The 15,846-nt window shown below is 43.9% G+C and carries 14 protein-coding genes; 1 reads left to right on the top strand and 13 read right to left on the bottom strand.

The genetic code is table 11. From position 1 onward, the window contains the following. Positions 1–6: 6 nt before the first annotated feature. From ruvA to LWP20_RS10005, 13 genes are all read right to left on the bottom strand, one after another. Complete coding sequence (gene ruvA, locus LWP20_RS10065) at positions 7–603, bottom strand: Holliday junction branch migration protein RuvA (RefSeq protein ID WP_242927994.1); 597 nt, start codon at positions 601–603, stop codon at positions 7–9. Beyond that, on the bottom strand, positions 604–2,877 hold the full coding sequence (locus tag LWP20_RS10060; RefSeq protein ID WP_242927993.1) for an NADP-dependent malic enzyme: 2,274 nt from the start codon (positions 2,875–2,877) through the stop codon (positions 604–606). A 257-nt stretch (positions 2,878–3,134) separates the two neighbouring features. Further along, a complete protein-coding gene (locus LWP20_RS10055) occupies positions 3,135–4,676 on the bottom strand; it encodes a lytic transglycosylase domain-containing protein (RefSeq protein WP_242927992.1) in 1,542 nt (513 codons plus the stop codon). Between the two features lie 8 nt (positions 4,677–4,684). Next, positions 4,685–6,121: an Asp-tRNA(Asn)/Glu-tRNA(Gln) amidotransferase subunit GatA gene (gatA, locus tag LWP20_RS10050; RefSeq protein WP_242927991.1), complete on the bottom strand. Its 1,437-nt coding sequence runs from the start codon at positions 6,119–6,121 to the stop codon at positions 4,685–4,687. A 1-nt stretch (position 6,122) separates the two neighbouring features. Beyond that, the gene (locus LWP20_RS10045) at positions 6,123–6,335 is read right to left on the bottom strand and encodes a Sec-independent protein translocase subunit TatA/TatB (protein ID WP_242927990.1); all 213 of its coding nucleotides are present in this window, start codon (positions 6,333–6,335) and stop codon (positions 6,123–6,125) included. A gap of 32 nt (positions 6,336–6,367) precedes the next feature. Then, complete coding sequence (locus LWP20_RS10040; RefSeq protein WP_242927989.1) at positions 6,368–6,580, bottom strand: Sec-independent protein translocase subunit TatA/TatB; 213 nt, start codon at positions 6,578–6,580, stop codon at positions 6,368–6,370. Positions 6,581–7,302: 722 nt separating this feature from the next. Further along, positions 7,303–8,538 carry a murein hydrolase activator EnvC family protein gene (locus tag LWP20_RS10035; RefSeq protein ID WP_242927988.1) on the bottom strand — a complete coding sequence of 412 codons (1,236 nt, stop codon included), beginning with the start codon at positions 8,536–8,538 and terminating at the stop codon, positions 7,303–7,305. Between the two features lie 83 nt (positions 8,539–8,621). After that, a complete protein-coding gene (gene lolB1 / locus LWP20_RS10030) occupies positions 8,622–9,365 on the bottom strand; it encodes a lipoprotein insertase outer membrane protein LolB1 (protein WP_242927987.1) in 744 nt (247 codons plus the stop codon). Continuing rightward, positions 9,358–11,118: a tetratricopeptide repeat protein gene (locus tag LWP20_RS10025; RefSeq protein WP_242927986.1), complete on the bottom strand. Its 1,761-nt coding sequence runs from the start codon at positions 11,116–11,118 to the stop codon at positions 9,358–9,360. Before LWP20_RS10025 ends, lolB1 begins: the two co-directional genes overlap by 8 nt. A gap of 8 nt (positions 11,119–11,126) precedes the next feature. Beyond that, entirely contained in the window at positions 11,127–12,134 is a 1,008-nt protein-coding gene (locus LWP20_RS10020) for a sugar phosphate nucleotidyltransferase (protein WP_242927985.1), read from the bottom strand. 129 nt (positions 12,135–12,263) lie between these two features. After that, complete coding sequence (dut, locus tag LWP20_RS10015) at positions 12,264–12,713, bottom strand: dUTP diphosphatase (RefSeq protein WP_242927984.1); 450 nt, start codon at positions 12,711–12,713, stop codon at positions 12,264–12,266. A gap of 16 nt (positions 12,714–12,729) precedes the next feature. Further along, the gene (locus LWP20_RS10010; protein ID WP_242927983.1) at positions 12,730–14,226 is read right to left on the bottom strand and encodes an oligosaccharide flippase family protein; all 1,497 of its coding nucleotides are present in this window, start codon (positions 14,224–14,226) and stop codon (positions 12,730–12,732) included. 46 nt (positions 14,227–14,272) lie between these two features. Next, positions 14,273–15,055: an enoyl-CoA hydratase/isomerase family protein gene (locus LWP20_RS10005; RefSeq protein ID WP_242927982.1), complete on the bottom strand. Its 783-nt coding sequence runs from the start codon at positions 15,053–15,055 to the stop codon at positions 14,273–14,275. 390 nt (positions 15,056–15,445) lie between these two features. On the opposite strand from LWP20_RS10005, the gene LWP20_RS10000 reads away from it, so the two are divergent. Further along, a complete protein-coding gene (locus LWP20_RS10000; RefSeq protein WP_242927981.1) occupies positions 15,446–15,769 on the top strand; it encodes a hypothetical protein in 324 nt (107 codons plus the stop codon). The last annotated feature ends 77 nt before the right edge of the window (positions 15,770–15,846 follow it).

Raw genomic sequence — 15,846 nt, 5'->3', positions numbered from 1 at the left:
TATCTCTTATGAAGATTTCAATGCTAACTTTATCATCTCTTCCACGCTTAGCTCTCTGCCTTCACGTTTGATGATTGAGTCAAGAGTTTTCTCGGCCACATTCTTGGCAAAGCCCAATGTTACCAAAGCAGATAACGCTTCGGAACGGTTGGTATTGTATGCCACTCCAGGTGCGGATACGCCTGCATCTGAAAGCAACACTTCTTTTTTCATTTTATCTTTCAGTTCAAGTATAATTCGCTGTGCTGTTTTAGCGCCAATACCTTTTACATGCTGTATCGTGCGCACATCTTCGCGTACTATAGCCTGCTGCACTTCCTCTACCGACAGTGATGATAAGATCATCAGTCCTGTATTCGGGCCAACACCCGAAATAGAGATCAGATGCAGGAAGGTCTCTTTTTCTGCTGCTGTCATAAAGCCATACAACGTATGGGCGTCTTCCTTTATATGCAGGAAAGTATGCAGCCGGCAACGCTCACCATCAGGCAGCGCCGAATACGTTCCGAGCGATATTTTGATCTGGTAACCTATGCCATTAACATCGATAATGACATAGGTTGGATCTTTATAAGTTAATTTGCCATCAATATAGGCTATCATCTATATATGTTTGTTGTTATAGTTCTGTGCATCTACGACAGCAATGGCTACCATGTTTATAATTTCTCTGATAGAACTGCCAAGTTGCAGAATATGAACAGGTTTGCGCATACCCATTAATACAGGGCCAATTGCTTCAGCGCCGCCAATTTCCTGTAACAGCTTGTAAGCAATGTTACCGGCAGTAAGCGTTGGAAACACCAGCGTATTCGCTCCTTTTTCAGCTAATGTACTGAACGGATAATTCTCACGCAGCATATCGCGGTTAAGGGCGGTGTTCGCCTGCATTTCGCCATCTATCAGCAGGTCAGGGTAGCGTTGCTTGGCTTTACGTACTGCTTCAGATCCTTTATTAGGTATATCTCCTTTTACAGAGCCAAAGTTAGAGTACGATAATACTGCCATACGTGGTTCTGTATCAAAGAAACGGACAGTACGGGCAGTCAGGCCGATTATATCCACCAGTTCGTCGGCTGTAGGGTTCACGTTTACGGTGGTATCAGCAAAGAAGTACGGCTCCTTTTTGTTGAGGATAATATACATACCTGCTACCTTGTTTACACCTTCTTCCACGCCGATGACCTGTATGGCCGGAAGTATAGTTCTGGAGTAGTCGCGGGTTAGTCCGGATATGAGTGCATCAGCTTCGCCGGTTTCCAGCATCAGGCTACCAAAGTATATGCGGTCGCGTACCAGGCGGCGGCAATCGAATAAAGTAAAACCTTTGCGCTGGCGTTTTTTGTAAAGTAACTGGGCAAACTCTTCGCGCTTTTCGTGTTCCTCAAAAGGGTCAACTATAGTACAGCCCTGCAAATCCAGGTTATACTCCTTAATAATTTCGTTAATGCGTTCGCGGTTGCCAAGAAGTATAGGGTTCGCAATCTGCTGTTCTTTTACAGTTTGTGCTGCCTTCAGAATTTTATAATGGTCTGCTTCTGCAAATACTACCGTTTTCGGATCTTTCTTCGCCTGGTTAGTAATGCGCGTCATCAGTTTCTGGTCTATACCAATGCGCTCCTGTAACTCATGCTCGTAGGCCTCCCAGTTAGTAATCGGAATTCGGGCTACACCACTTTCCATAGCTGCTTTTGCCACAGCCGGCGACACTGTTGTAATCAGGCGTGGGTCCAGTGGCTTAGGGATCAGGTAGAAACGGCCGAAAGAGATCGTATTATCGCCGTAAGCTTTGTGTACAAGTTCCGGAACAGGCTCTTTAGCCAGCGTTGCCAGTGCGCGCACTGCAGCCAGTTTCATTTCCTCGTTTATTTCGGTAGCTCTTACATCAAGTGCACCTCTGAAAATGTAAGGGAAACCAAGAACGTTGTTTACCTGGTTAGGATGATCGGAACGGCCGGTTGCCATGATCAGGTCAGGGCGCGTAGCCATCGCCACATCGTAAGGAATTTCCGGGTCCGGGTTAGCAAGTGCAAATATGATCGGGTTATCGGCCATCAGTTTTACATACTCCGGAGGGAGCACATTACCTGCTGATAAACCAATAAATACATCGGCACCCTGCATCGCTTCCTGCAATGTGTTTATCTTACGTAAAGTCACAAACTGCGCTCTGTAGATATCCAGGTCGTCGCGCTCCGGACGGATAATGCCGTCTTTATCGAACATAACGATGTTATCCATTTTAGCACCTAGCGCTACATACAGTTTAGCGCAGGCAATAGCTGCGGCACCGGCACCATTTACTACCAGCTGTACTTTATCTATACTTTTGCCAGCCAGTTCTAGCGCATTCAGCAAAGCGGCTGCAGAAATGATAGCAGTACCATGCTGGTCGTCGTGCATGAGCGGAATGTTCATCTGCTCTTTCAGCGCATTTTCTATTTTAAAACTTTCCGGGGCTTTGATGTCTTCCAGGTTTATACCTCCGAAAGTAGGCTCCAGCGATTTTACGATGCGCACAAACTCAGCAGGGTCAGTGCAATCTATCTCGATATCGAATACGTCGATGCCTGCGAATTTCTTGAAGAGTACTCCTTTCCCTTCCATTACAGGCTTGGAGGCATCAGGACCAATATTGCCCAGGCCCAGTACGGCAGTACCATTTGATATTACACCAACCAGGTTGCCCTTGGCTGTATACTTATATACATTGTCTTTATCTGCGGCAATTTCTTTACAAGGCTCTGCAACTCCCGGTGAATAAGCCAGTGCAAGGTCGTGTTGTGTACTTACCATTTTGGTTGGTACTACCTCAATCTTTCCGGGCTTACCCTCCATGTGGTAATTCAGGGCGTCTTGTTTGTTTACTTTAATCATGGTATGCGTTGTTGTTTGTGTAGTTGGAATTGCTTCCAGCCCTATCTACTTAAGAAAGTATAAAATAGGGATAAAGGCTAATTTCCTAAGAATTTGCGGCTAATCAAAGTGCAGCCTCCAAAGATAAGCTGTATGTGCTTTGCAGGCACAAAAAGTATGGTTTTTTTATGTTAGTACCTTGTTTTATACTCAAAAACTATAACAAAAAAGCACCTGCCGTTTAGGGAGGTGCTTTTTTGTTATGTAAAATAACTGGCTTAACTGATGATCAGTTTTTGGCCTGGCTTAATTTCGTTTGATTTTAGCTTATTCAGTTTCTTTATCTGATCAACGCTGATACCGTTATACCGCTGCGAAATATTCCAGAGGGTATCGCCTGGTTGCACATGGTGTACAGCGCTTTCTTTTTGTTCTCTGGCCGTTTCTGGTGATTTTTTAGTTGAAGCTTTTGCTATTTTCTTTACTTCTTTCGGCTCGGCTTTCTCTTCTGCTGAAGCTAACAGGGCAGGCTCTTCTGTTGCAGTTCCGAACACAAACAACTTCTGGTTTGGTATGATGCTGCTCTTGCCGAGTTTATTCCATTCCTTCAGCTGTTCTACTGTTACCTGGTGTCGGTTTGCAATAGTTGTAAGGTTATCGCCGCGTTTAACTATATAGGTAAGTTTGTCGGCGGCTGCTTTTTTCTCGGCTGTGTCTGGTTTGGCAGTAGCAAGTAAAGGTTGCGCCAGCGCAGGTGTTATTTCTTTTACCGGGTCAGGAATGCGTTGCGTTGGTGTGGCGGCAAGCATAATACAGCTTCGGTCAGTTTCAGTGGCTAGCAAGGCTGCACGTTGTGCCGGAATGCGAAGCTTATAGTTGCGGGTATGTGCTGGTAGCATCTTTGTCTTTAATTCCGGGTTCAGCGCCAGCAAAGATTTAGTATCTACATGCAGCTCCACAGCCAGTTTCTCCAGATCCAATGCCTGGTTTACTTCCAGGTGCTCTACATCTGTTGCGTAAAGTATAGAATCAGAGAAAATGTTGTGTTCCGGCGCATACTTCATAGTATAAATTACGGCCGTCATGGAAGGTACATAGCTGCGGGTTTCTTTAGGAAGGTAAGGAAAGATCTCCCAGAAAGTCTTTTTGCCACCGCCAGCCCGGCGAATAGCTTTGTTTACATTGCCCTGACCACAGTTATAAGCAGCCATTGCAAGTTCCCAATCGCCATAATAGCGGTGAAGGCGGCTTAGGAAACGCATAGCAGCGTCAGTAGCCTTTTCCGGATCCATGCGTTCATCAATATGCCCATTCTGATCGAGGCCATACTCCTTGCCTGTAGAGCCTATAAACTGCCATAAGCCAACAGCTGCTGCTACCGATTTTGCCTTAGGATTAAGGCCTGATTCTACAATAGATAGGTACTTCAGGTCCTGCGGCATGTTATACTTTTTCAGGTACTTCTCGAACAGTGGAAAGTATACATTCTCGCGGCTTATCATGGTGCGGGTATACTTCCTGTTGCGGATAGTAAAATAATCTATAAAACCCCTTACGAACGGATTAAAAGTAAGCGGAAAATCAGATTCGATACAGCTTAACCTGTCCTTAATAACCTCATTGGGCTCATTAGGGATGTATTCGATCATCAGGTCAATTTCCTCGGGTGTAAAGAGTGTGGTATCTTCTACCTGAGGTTTAAGCGAATCCTCCGCTATTGGCTTTTCATACCCAGGGCCAAAGCTGTTGGCATGGGCGCAGAAAGCCCACATGCTGCCAACTATAGCCGCAAGAACTGTAAAGAGTTTAGTGTAGGTCATTTTATATGTTATGCTTCAACGGTTATCTTATCCAAGATATAATTTGAGAAAGCCAGCAACTGCGGTTCCTCAAATGAGCGGGTCATTAGCTGTAACCCGATGGAAAGGCCGTTTGCATCGCGACCAACCGGAATAGAGATAGCTGGTACACCTGCAAGCGAAGCCTGAACCGTAAAAATATCGGCCAGGTACATAGCCAGTGGATTGGCAGTGTTCTCCTCTAATTTAAAAGCTGTAGTAGGTGCAGTAGGTAATATAAGGAAATCATACTTTTGAAGCAATTCGTCAGTCTTTTCCTTTATAAGCCTTCTAACACGTTGTGCCTTAGTGTAATAAGCATCGTAATAATCGGCGCTAAGTACAAAAGTACCCAGCATAATGCGGCGCTGTACTTCCAGGCCAAATCCTTCAGACCTTGTTTTTTTGTATAACGAAGTCAGGTCTGTAACATTGTGGCTGCGATAGCCATACTTTACACCGTCGAAACGGCCAAGGTTGGAGCTTGCTTCAGCAGTAGTCAGGATGTAATAAGTTGGTACCATGTAGTCAAGGTATGGGAACTCCACAGCCTCAACCTGGTGGCCGGCATCTTTCAGCATATCTTTTACCGAAAGTATACTTTCCTTAACTTCCTTATCAAGGCCTTCGCTCTCGAAACAGTCGCGGATATAACCTATTTTATACTTCTTGTCGGTGGCCAGTAGCTCGCTGTAAGCGGGTACTTCGCGCTGACTCACAGTACTGTCATAGTCATCGTTGCCGGCCATTACCTCCAGTAAAAGCGCAGCATCTTCCACACTTTTGCTCATAATCCCGATCTGGTCGAAAGAAGAAGCATAAGCGATAAGGCCATAGCGCGATATGCGGGAGTATGTTGGCTTAAGTCCGATAACACCACAAAACGAAGCTGGCTGACGCACAGAGCCTCCGGTGTCAGAACCGATTGAAGCTAAACATAGATCTGCCTGTACAGCAACAGCCGATCCACCTGATGAACCACCCGGTACTCGGGTAACATCATCGGCGTTTAAAACTGGACCGAAAGAAGAGTTCTCGTTAGAGGCACCCATAGCAAATTCGTCGCAGTTCTGGCGACCAATAATAATAGCATCCTCAGCAATCAGGCGCTGTACAGCCGTGGCCGTATACAAAGATTTAAAGCCATTCAGGATCTGGCTTGATGCCTGTAAACTATGGCCTTCGTAAGCTAGCACGTCTTTTATACCGATAACCATACCCGCCAATTTGCCTGCGGTTCCGCTGGCAATTTTCTGATCTACGGTATCAGCCTGGGCAAAAGCTTCCTCCTCAAACACCTCTAAAAAGGCATTCAGGTGGGCATTATTCTTAATATTGCGTAGGTAATGATCTACCAGTTGCTTGCACGAAACCTGCCCGCTGGCAATGTCTGTGCGGATGTCACGTAACGAATGATACTGTCTCAAACTATTTTGGCTTCTTGTCGTCGTCGATTGATCGTTCTAATTCGTGCTTTATTTCGTTTGTTGCGTCTTTGAACTCACGAATACCGCGGCCAAAAGAGCGCGCAATACCAGGGATTTTATCAGCACCAAACAATAGCAGGATGGCTGTTAGTATAACAAGCATCTCTCCGCCTCCCAGGTCTCCCAGGAAGAGGAAAATTGTATTTAAGCACATATTTTCTTTTTAAATGGTTAATTTAAAAAGTACTATTTGTTGTTGTTAGTGTCGTTAGCTGAATGCTCTACATCGTTTTTGATGTCTTTGGCAGCATCTTTGAACTCACGAATGCCGCGGCCCAAACCTTTTGCAAGCTCAGGTATGCGCTTAGCACCGAAAAGTAATAGAATGGCAAACAAAATAAGAATTACCTCTGTGCCACCCAGGCCTCCGATAAAAGCAAAAATGTTGGTGATACCCATTGTTTTAGATGTTAAAATGTATTGGTTACAAAATTAGAGTTAATATTTTAAATAAACCCACAAAAGGACACATTAGTTTATTATGTGCCGTTATGCATATGCAGGTTTTTATGTAAACAGTATACTTACGATGCAGACCGCCCTTTAGACTTACCTGGCTATACCTCCCTTACACTAGCTATCTTTTGTAAAGTAGAATATTCAGTGAGGTGAAATTTGTTAAGGATAAAATAAATTACATAGTAAATTTCCTATGTATTTCTTCCTGTTATAGGAATTTGTTTTTCCCAAATAGAGAATGATTGCCAAATGGTTGATTGTAATTGGATTGATAATCAGTTTGTTGTGATTTAGTTATTTTTTGGCCTGTAACTTGTTTAGGTAGGTTTATCCGCAATAAAGCAGTGCGAAAATTAAGAGCCTAATAACTGAAAAACAAAAGTAGAGTAGGGGAGGCTATTGCACAATTGCAAAAGTGGATGTATATTTATAATGATATTTTGTTGCAGGCAAAGGTTTTACCTGAGTTTGCGAAAGAATATAAAATTAAGTTTGTTTTCATAGCTTGGAAAGGCACTCTGCTTTGTAGAGTGCTTTTTTCTTTTTATACCTGGTGGCAATAATTTTCAAGCTATTTTAAGTAAGGCCTAAAGTATAAACTATAGGATATAGGCCCTAGCAGAAGCAGCGCAGTAAATTATCGGATTATACTTTCCTGTATTTTACTTGCTTTTGATCCAGCTTTGTGGGTTAAGGTTGGCATTATTTTTCCAGATCTGGAATTGCAGTTCGGTGGTGCCATCGGAGTTGGTATAAACAGTGCCGATAACATCTTTTAGCTTAACAGTTTGGCCAGTGGTTACACTTACAGTTTTAAGTTTGGCATAAACTGTAAAATACTCGCCGTGCTGTACCATTACGATGTTATTCATGCCGGGTACGCTGGCCACAGTTAACACTTTCCCCTCAAAAATAGCGCGTGCCTGCTCTCCGCTTGATGTCTGAATATCAATCCCTCTGTTTTCGATAACCACGCCCTTAAGTACCGGGTGGTTGTGGCGACCAAAACGCTGCGAAATAAAACCACGCTCTACCGGCCAGGCCAAACGACCTTTGTTACCTGCAAATGAAGACGAAACAAGGGCTGCTTCCGGGGTTAACGTAATTTTGTTTGTGCTGGTACTTGGTTTGCGGCCTTCGGCTCTGGCAGCACGTGCAGCCCTGGCAATTTCTTCCCGTACTATATCGGCAATCAGGTTATCAAGCTTGCGTACTGCCTGTTGGCGTTGCGCTACTTCTGATTGTAAATTAGATTCCTGTTTGCTCAGGCGCGAAATTACGCTATCCTGCTGGCTTTTAAGATTATGCAGATTTTTGCTTTCTACCAGCTGTTTGTTCAACAGATTTTGCTTCTGTCTTTTTTTTGACTCAAGTATGTCTAACTGGCCTGTAAGCGCAGCCTGTACTTTATTTATCTGTTCAACCTGCTTTTTACGAGCTTCCGAATACTGCTGCAGGTAGCGCATACGCATTACCAGTTGGTTAAAAGAGTCTGCAGCAAATAAGAACATGAGCTTGTTATAGCTGTTGGCAGTTTTAGAGGCGGCATACACCATAGTAGCGTATTCGGCCTTAAGCTTATCAAGATCTGATTGCAGGGCACCCACTATACCTTCTGTTTCCTGAACATCCGACTCGATATAGTTTATCTCGCGCGATACGTTTTTGATAACTCCTTTTTGTACGGTAATTTTTTCCTGTATGGCAGTAAGCTGGCCAATAGAAGCCTGTTTCTGCACTTTTGTTTGCTGCAGAATGCGGTTTGCTTCTTTAATACGGGCGAGGTTTTCCTTCTTTTCCTTTTCTAACTGTGCTTTTGATTTTTTCTTTTGCGCCTGAGTGGCAAAAGGGAGCATCAGCAGGGCCAAGAAGAAGGCAAATCTGTAAAGGGCTATCATTAAGCTATGGGTTCTTCGACTCTAAGTTTACAAATATGGCAAAACTAAACACGAAGAACCAACTGCCTCCTGATTTTATTAAACTATAGCCTTTTATAATCTGACGGAACTGCGAAAGGGAAATCCAGAATTTCGTCTGTAACTGTAACGCGACTGTGCATAAGATTAAAGCTGGAAATCTGGTCAGGTTGCTGTACTTGGGCAACCAAAGCATGGGCAAAAGGCACATCACCTATAGGCTGGAAGGTATTATACTTTACTGTAATAGTGCTTCCGGTTTGCTGGTCTTTAACATTAAGTTGCTGCAGCTTCTGGTTCTGTTTACCAATAAAATAGTCGAACAATAAATTTTCGCGAAGCTGCTGCACATGCTGTTGGCCGGCTTCGTCTATTGATTTTTCCTGGCCGTTTGGCTGGTAGTTACCTAAAAGTATAGCCTGGAGCACATCAAAGTTTACATCAACTTTAAGTTTATTGCTAAGGTAAGTATAACTGGTGGCTGTAAATTCGCGGCGCAGGCGGTTCATTACAAACACAGAATCCTGGGTTATTTTGAGGCGGGCAGCTTCTATACCTAAGCCTGGCTGCACCGATACCCAGATCACGCTGTCTTTTTTGATGCGCATAGAATAACCCGAAGTGGTGCTTTCGCCGCGGTCGTCCAATGTTAAAGAGCCCTTTGCGCTTAAATAATTGAAGTCTAAATTCTGGACAGTTACTTTGCCTATAGTTTCAGTGGTAGAAGAGGCAGTAGTAGGTACAGTTTCTTTCTTACACGCTGTTAGCATTGTAAAAGCTAACAGGCAAAGCAGGAGCTGTTTATTCATACAGTTTTTTCTCTTTTATTTTTTTGTCGATGAAGGCAGAGGCTTCGCCTTTTAGTTTGGCTTTCTGCCACTGCTTTACGGCTTCTTCCTGCTGATTAAGCTTAAAAAGAACATCGCCATAATGCTCTACAATGGTGGCATCGTCAGAGGTAGCAATAGCTTTTTCCAGTAATTTAAGGGCACCTTCATAGTCTTCTAATTTATATAGTACCCAGGCATAGGTATCTAAATAAGTAGGATTATCGGCATGCTTGGCTACTAAACGGCCTGCCATTTCTTTTGCCTTCTGCAGGTTTTCGTTCCGCAGCGATAGGTAATAGCTGTAATTATTGAGCACATATTCGTTATCAGCATCAAAAGCGAGCACGGCATCGTAGGCTTCATTCGATTTTTTATACTCTTTCAGGGAGTGATAGCTATCGCCAAGCTGCATGTTAAATTGTGCTACCAGTTCAGGTTCGTTTGCCGAAAGGCGCTTGCCATACTCCAGTGATTTTATAGCCTTCTCAAAATTTTTCTCTATCAGGTGGCCGGTACCGTTATAAAACCAGAAGACAGCCTGGTTCGGGAAAAGCTCCAATGCCTCTTCTGAGTGCTTTATCAGGGCAGCCGATTGTGAAAGTTCAGCATCTAAAAGCACGATTTGCTGCCAGATCTTAAAATGGGAATCATCAAGCTCAACAGCTTTCAGATAGTTGTTTCGTGCTGTTTCTTTTTTGCCAACTATAGTTTGCAGGTCGCCGGCTACAGCGTAGGCTTTAGCCTCCTGCGGGTGAGATTGTATAGTTAAGTCTACCAGCTCCAGAGATATACCTTCCAGTTGCGGGTTTGGCAACTGCCGGATAAAATCAACCAGAATACGCACTTTGGTGTCGATGTCAAGTTCCGGGCTTGCGAATGCAATTTTTACTTGTTTTTCAGACTCTTCCAGGTTGCCCTTCTGGCGGTTAAGGTCAGAGAGCATTAAGTGTGCAAACGGGTTGTTTGGTTCCAGGCGAAGCGCTCGTTGCAGCGTTTCGATAGCAATATCCGGTTTTTGAGAGGCATTGTATAGTTCTGCCTGTGCCAGGAAATAACGTACTTCTGTTGGGTTATTTGCCAGCAGTTTCTCACCTTCCTGTATAGCTTTGGTAATGTTTTTCTGGCGCAGGTAAATCTGCTGCCTGTTTATAGACACCTGCTCCAGCGGTCCGAATTTCTTCTCGATGCGCTCATAAGTTTTCAGGGCATCGTCGTATTGGGTTTGCGCTAAGTATAAATCAGCAAGGTTAAAAAGGTAATCGTCTGAATCGGGTACATTTTGCAGTAATGCATTATATGCCTGGGCTGCTTCAGCTACTTGTTTCTGTTGCGTATAAAGCTGAGCAAGTAGCAGGTAATAGTATTCATTTTTGCTATCCTGGGCTATAGCGGCCTGGGCGAATGGTACAGCATCTTTTGGGTTTTTAAGCTGCAGATATGTTTCGGCTAATTTATAGTTTAAGGCCGCATTGTTGGGCGTGAGGACGTAGGCTTTCTGAAACAATTTAAGTGCCTGGTCATAATCCTCGAGCATATAATATTTCAATCCATCCAGAAACAATGTCTCGCTGATCTGCATTTCCTGCTCGGACGGTTGCGGCACAGGGGCAGCAACTGCGGCTGCCTGCTTTGCAGCTTTTGCCTTTTTGCGCTTGGATTGCGCAAGGCTTTCGCCTGATGCAACCAGGGTCAGGCAGCAAATTGCGAGAACAATGTTTCTGAATCGAATCATGTTGAATACTAATCTATAAGCGTATTGTAGTCGCCAATGCTGAGATCAGACTGGCGCCCTTTGTAAGAAACAAAGTTGCCGACCATAGAGTTTGAAATGTTCCCGTTTTTAAGAACCGTATTTTCCTGAATGATCGAATTGCTTAATACAGAGTCGTACACGCTGGTGTTGTTACCAATAGAAACGTGCGGTCCTACTACAGAATTATGAATAACCACATTCTCTCCAATAAATACCGGCGGCACAATAACTGCATTATTCAGCTGAGCCGAAGAAGACACTAATCCTTCTTCATCTTTTATATACTCTAAATAGCGCTGATTGGTATAAACTGTTGCGTTTTTATTTCCGCAATCAAGCCATTCAGAAATTAGCGCAGGCACAAACACAGTGCCTTTGTTTTTCATATTTTCCAGCGCGTTTGTCAGTTGGTATTCGCCTTTCTCTTTAATGTCGTTATCCAGCAGGTATTGCAATTCGCTGCGCAGGTAAGCGCCATCTTTAAAGTAGTATATACCTATAATGGCCATATCAGATACAAACTCCTGTGGTTTTTCCACAAAGTCAGTAATCTCATGGTTTTCGTTCAGCTTAATTACGCCGAAAGCTCTAGGGTCTTCCACACGCTGCACCCATACTGTGCCATCAGCATTCGTATCTAACTGGAAATCCGCTTTAAAAAGTGTATCTGCAAAGGCAACCACTACTTTACCCTCCAGCGAATTTTGAGCACACATGATTGCGTGCGCCGTACCCAGTGCTTCGTCCTGGTAATGGATGCTGCCTTTAGCGCCTACAGACTCAGCTATACTTACCAGGCTCTTCTCTACCTCTTCACCAAATCGGCCGATGATAAAAGCGACTTCTTCAATCGGCTCCTGGCATACTTTTGCAATGTCTTCAACTAGGCGCTGCACAATTGGTTTGCCAGCTATAGGTATAAGTGGTTTAGGAACTGTAAGTGTGTGCGGGCGCATTCGTTTGCCCATACCTGCCATTGGTACTATTATCCTCATAGCAATTCTGTTTGTTTCGTTAGTTATAATGATGCCACAGCTTTTACTGCAGCGTTAAATACTTAGTTATGCCTGTTGTTTTGATAGGCTATACTTTGCCCAAACACGGAAAACGAAATATTGCTTACGTTATTTCGTGCCCGTGCTGCCGTAGCCGCCAGCGCCACGTTCTGTATCCGTCAGGGTCTCAGCTTCGGCCCAGGCTACGCGCTCATACTTTGCTACCACCATCTGGGCTATGCGTTCGCCATCTTCTACCACAAAATCCTGATCGGAGAGGTTTACAAGCAATACTTTTATTTCGCCACGATAATCAGCATCGATTGTGCCCGGGCTGTTAACAATCGATATTCCATGTTTATAAGCCAGTCCGCTTCTTGGCCTGATCTGCGCTTCGTGACCTTCAGGCAATGCTATAAATAAGCCGGTTGGTATTAGTGCGCGCTGCAATGGCTTAAGGGTTACAGCTGTTTCTAAGTTAGCGCGAAGGTCCATACCTGCCGAGTGCTCAGTCTGGTAATTAGGAAGCGCATGCTTTGATTGGTTAATGACGTTAACCAGCAAGTTCTTGTTGTTCATCTTTTAAAAATAAAGATTAATTTTTTAGCCGGAAGTGCGGACGCTCCTGTAGGAACACTACCAGCACGAAGGCACCACATAAGATAAGATGCACCGCATGGCGCACCCAGAAATTCTCGATCGGGATATACAAAGCTGCTACAGTAAGTATAACGGCCAGCACTACATAGCCCATAATGGTTTTAACAGGGTAAGGAATAGGGTAGTGGCGGTTGCCTAAAAGGTAGCTTGCCAGTGCCATCCCGAAGTAACATAAAAAAGTTGCCAGCGCAGAGCCCATGTAACCAAGTACTGGTATCAGCAGCAGGTTGAAAAGTATTGTTATAGCAGCTCCGCCAAAACTGATGTAGGTGCCATACTTTGTTTTATCTGTTAGCTTAAACCACACCGATAGGTTATAGTATACGCCTAGGAACAGGTTGGCCAGCAACAGTACCGGTACTACCATTATACCTTCTCGGTAAGCCTGGCTACGCAACAGTAAAGCAAAATCTTCCAGGTTGGCACTGATAAAAAGGAAAATGAAGGCACAAGCGATCACAAACCACTTCATAACCAGAGCAAAGGTGTGCGGCGAACTTTTATCCTGTGATTGTGAGAAAAAGAAAGGCTCGGCAGCATAACGAAATGCCTGTATGGCCAGTGACATAAAAATAGAGAGCTTGTAACAGGCGCTATATACGCCCACCGCTGCCATACTTGTAGTATTGGGGTAAAAATTATCAGGCAGCAGGCGCTCTAGCAGAATTCTGTCGATCACTTCGTTCACCATACCTGCCAAACCCATAAAAAGCAGCGGGTAAGCGTAGGAAAGCATTGGGCGCAGCACTTCCATATCCAGGTTAAACCGCCATTTGCTCAGTTCACGCCATAGCAATGGTATTTGCAGGGCATTGGCAACCAGGTTTATTAGAAATATGTAACCGATTCCGAAGGTTGGGCTGTAAATACTGTCGACTATAGGTTTTAATGGTGCCAGATACTTGCCTAAGTAGACATCGCGGCAGAGTACCAGGAAAAACATGTTGGCGCCAACCGTAATTAGTATGTTGATTAGCTTAATGGAGGCAAACTTAATGGCTTTGTTTTCCAGGCGCAGCGAAGCAAAAGGTATGGCAACTATAGCATCTATGGCCAGCACAATAGCTAACCAGCTCACGTATTCCGGTTTTTCAGGTATGCCAACAAAACTTGCGATATGCCCGGATGCAAGTATAAGTATACCGGAAAAAGCTAAACTGGAAAGTGTAATTAGCGTGAGCACCCGGTTATAAAGGGCTGGTTTATCAGCATCAGCTTTATTTGCAAACCTGAAGTAGGCTGTTTCCATGCCGTAGGTATACACTATGTTGAAAAAAGCAACAAAGGCATACAGGTACGATACTACACCATACTCGTTGGGAAGGAATACGGCAGTATAAACCGGAACAAGCAGGTAATTAAGCGCCCGGCCTACAATACTGCTTAAACCATAGGCAGCAGTCTGCCCGACCAGTTTCTTGGCTATGCTCATACTTTTGGTCTGAGGGGCGGATGAAGTATAGATAGATTAGTATAGATTAGTTGCCTTTGAATTCAGGCTTTCTTTTTTCGAGGAAGGCATTGGTACCTTCAATAAAGTCTTGTGAGGTGCAGCAGCGTGCAAATGAGTTAGCTTCTGTCTGGTAACCGTCTTCTTCTTTATCAAACACTGCGTTTACACAATCTATAACCAAACCAATTGCCAGGGGTGCTTTTGTAAGGATCTTGTTCAGTATCTCATAGCACTTTGGCATTAAATCCTCCTGTGTTGTTACGTGGTTTACCAAACCTAAATCTTTTGCTTCATCAGCAGAAATCATATCGCCGGTCATCATTAATTCCACGGCTTTGCCTTTACCTATAAGTTGTGTAAGGCGCTGCGTGCCGCCATAACCAGGTATAAGGCCCAGATTAACTTCCGGCTGACCAAATTTTGCATTGTTGCTGGCTACGCGCATGTGGCAAGCCATAGCTAATTCGCAACCACCGCCTAAAGCAAAGCCATTTACAGCTGCTATTACAGGTTTGGTGCTGTTTTCTATCATGCTGAAAACCTCCTGACCACGTTCTGCAAAACTTCGGGCATTTACATCGCTTAATTCAGCAATTTCAGCAATGTCCGCGCCTGCTACAAAAGCTTTCGTGCCGGCACCAACAAATACAACTGCTCTGATAGCAGGGTCGTCGTAAACTTGCTGAATGGCAGTTTTAATTTCCCTGATTGTCTCTATATTTAGTGCATTGAGTTTATCAGCTCTGTTTATAGTTATTGTCAGGATGCCGTTTTCTAGTTGAAGCAGCAGGTTATCAAATGGTGCCATAGTTCTTTCAGCTCAGTTCAAGTCTTTTTTCTGGTACAAATATAATGAAATCATTAAATCCTTAATAGCTATTGTGTTTTGCTATTTGTTACCGCGTTTGGGCTATTAGCTAAGTAGGGCTGTAAACGCCACTTGTGGCATGAGCGAAATATTTTTCGAGGTTTTATGCTCTCGTTAAAAACTGAAATGCTAGATTTAGAGTTAGTATTGAACTCCTTTTACCTTTCCTTGCTTTAATAAAAAGTACATTTCAGTTTTTCCTGGTATCGCTTTTGCAGGTTATGTCAGAAGTAATTCTAGAACAAGAAGTAACCAGGCCTGAATATTTGATCTGTTTACTTATATTTTTTACGGGGATACTTCGTTTTATACTTTGTAGGTTTTAAGAATATGAAGAAGTTATTTTTATCAATTCTGTTTATCGGATTTTCGCTGGCATTTTCTGAGGCAAATGCTCAGACCAGCCAAAGCAGCTCTAAAGATGAATATTGGGGAACTGCTAAAACTGAATCTCCTGCCGCGTCTACAGATGCTGTCGGCAGGCGCGGTGAAGGCCTGGACTCCCGTTGGAATAAGTATGAAGACGGACGCCGCAATACTTTTGCAAAAGACCGCATTAAGCATAGCAAACGCATGAAGGCTATACTTAAGAAAGAGAAGGAAATGCACAAAAAGCATAAGCGCGATAAACGCCGGCTTGCCAGGCAGTCCTGATTCGTTTTTACTATTTAAGTAAAGTATAAAGGCCGCACCTCAATTGGTGCGGCCTTTATACTTTATACTTCGAAATG

Source organism: Pontibacter vulgaris, from assembly GCF_022758145.1.
In the GTDB taxonomy this organism is placed as follows: Bacteria; Bacteroidota; Bacteroidia; order Cytophagales; family Hymenobacteraceae; genus Pontibacter; species Pontibacter vulgaris.
This window is presented reverse-complemented; position numbering and strand designations above follow the sequence as displayed.

What these genes read in the sequence shown, in the direction of transcription:
- lolB1 (WP_242927987.1), bottom strand. Translation starts at nt 9,365, where the DNA reads ATGAATAAACAGCTCCTGCTTTGCCTGTTAGCTTTTACAATGCTAACA.
- LWP20_RS10060 (WP_242927993.1), bottom strand. Translation starts at nt 2,877, where the DNA reads ATGATTAAAGTAAACAAACAAGACGCCCTGAATTACCACATGGAGGGT.
- LWP20_RS10040 (WP_242927989.1), bottom strand. Translation starts at nt 6,580, where the DNA reads ATGGGTATCACCAACATTTTTGCTTTTATCGGAGGCCTGGGTGGCACA.
- ruvA (WP_242927994.1), bottom strand. Translation starts at nt 603, where the DNA reads ATGATAGCCTATATTGATGGCAAATTAACTTATAAAGATCCAACCTAT.
- LWP20_RS10000 (WP_242927981.1), top strand. Translation starts at nt 15,446, where the DNA reads ATGAAGAAGTTATTTTTATCAATTCTGTTTATCGGATTTTCGCTGGCA.
- LWP20_RS10025 (WP_242927986.1), bottom strand. Translation starts at nt 11,118, where the DNA reads ATGATTCGATTCAGAAACATTGTTCTCGCAATTTGCTGCCTGACCCTG.
- dut (WP_242927984.1), bottom strand. Translation starts at nt 12,713, where the DNA reads ATGAACAACAAGAACTTGCTGGTTAACGTCATTAACCAATCAAAGCAT.
- LWP20_RS10045 (WP_242927990.1), bottom strand. Translation starts at nt 6,335, where the DNA reads ATGTGCTTAAATACAATTTTCCTCTTCCTGGGAGACCTGGGAGGCGGA.
- LWP20_RS10035 (WP_242927988.1), bottom strand. Translation starts at nt 8,538, where the DNA reads ATGATAGCCCTTTACAGATTTGCCTTCTTCTTGGCCCTGCTGATGCTC.
- LWP20_RS10010 (WP_242927983.1), bottom strand. Translation starts at nt 14,226, where the DNA reads ATGAGCATAGCCAAGAAACTGGTCGGGCAGACTGCTGCCTATGGTTTA.
- LWP20_RS10055 (WP_242927992.1), bottom strand. Translation starts at nt 4,676, where the DNA reads ATGACCTACACTAAACTCTTTACAGTTCTTGCGGCTATAGTTGGCAGC.
- LWP20_RS10020 (WP_242927985.1), bottom strand. Translation starts at nt 12,134, where the DNA reads ATGAGGATAATAGTACCAATGGCAGGTATGGGCAAACGAATGCGCCCG.
- LWP20_RS10005 (WP_242927982.1), bottom strand. Translation starts at nt 15,055, where the DNA reads ATGGCACCATTTGATAACCTGCTGCTTCAACTAGAAAACGGCATCCTG.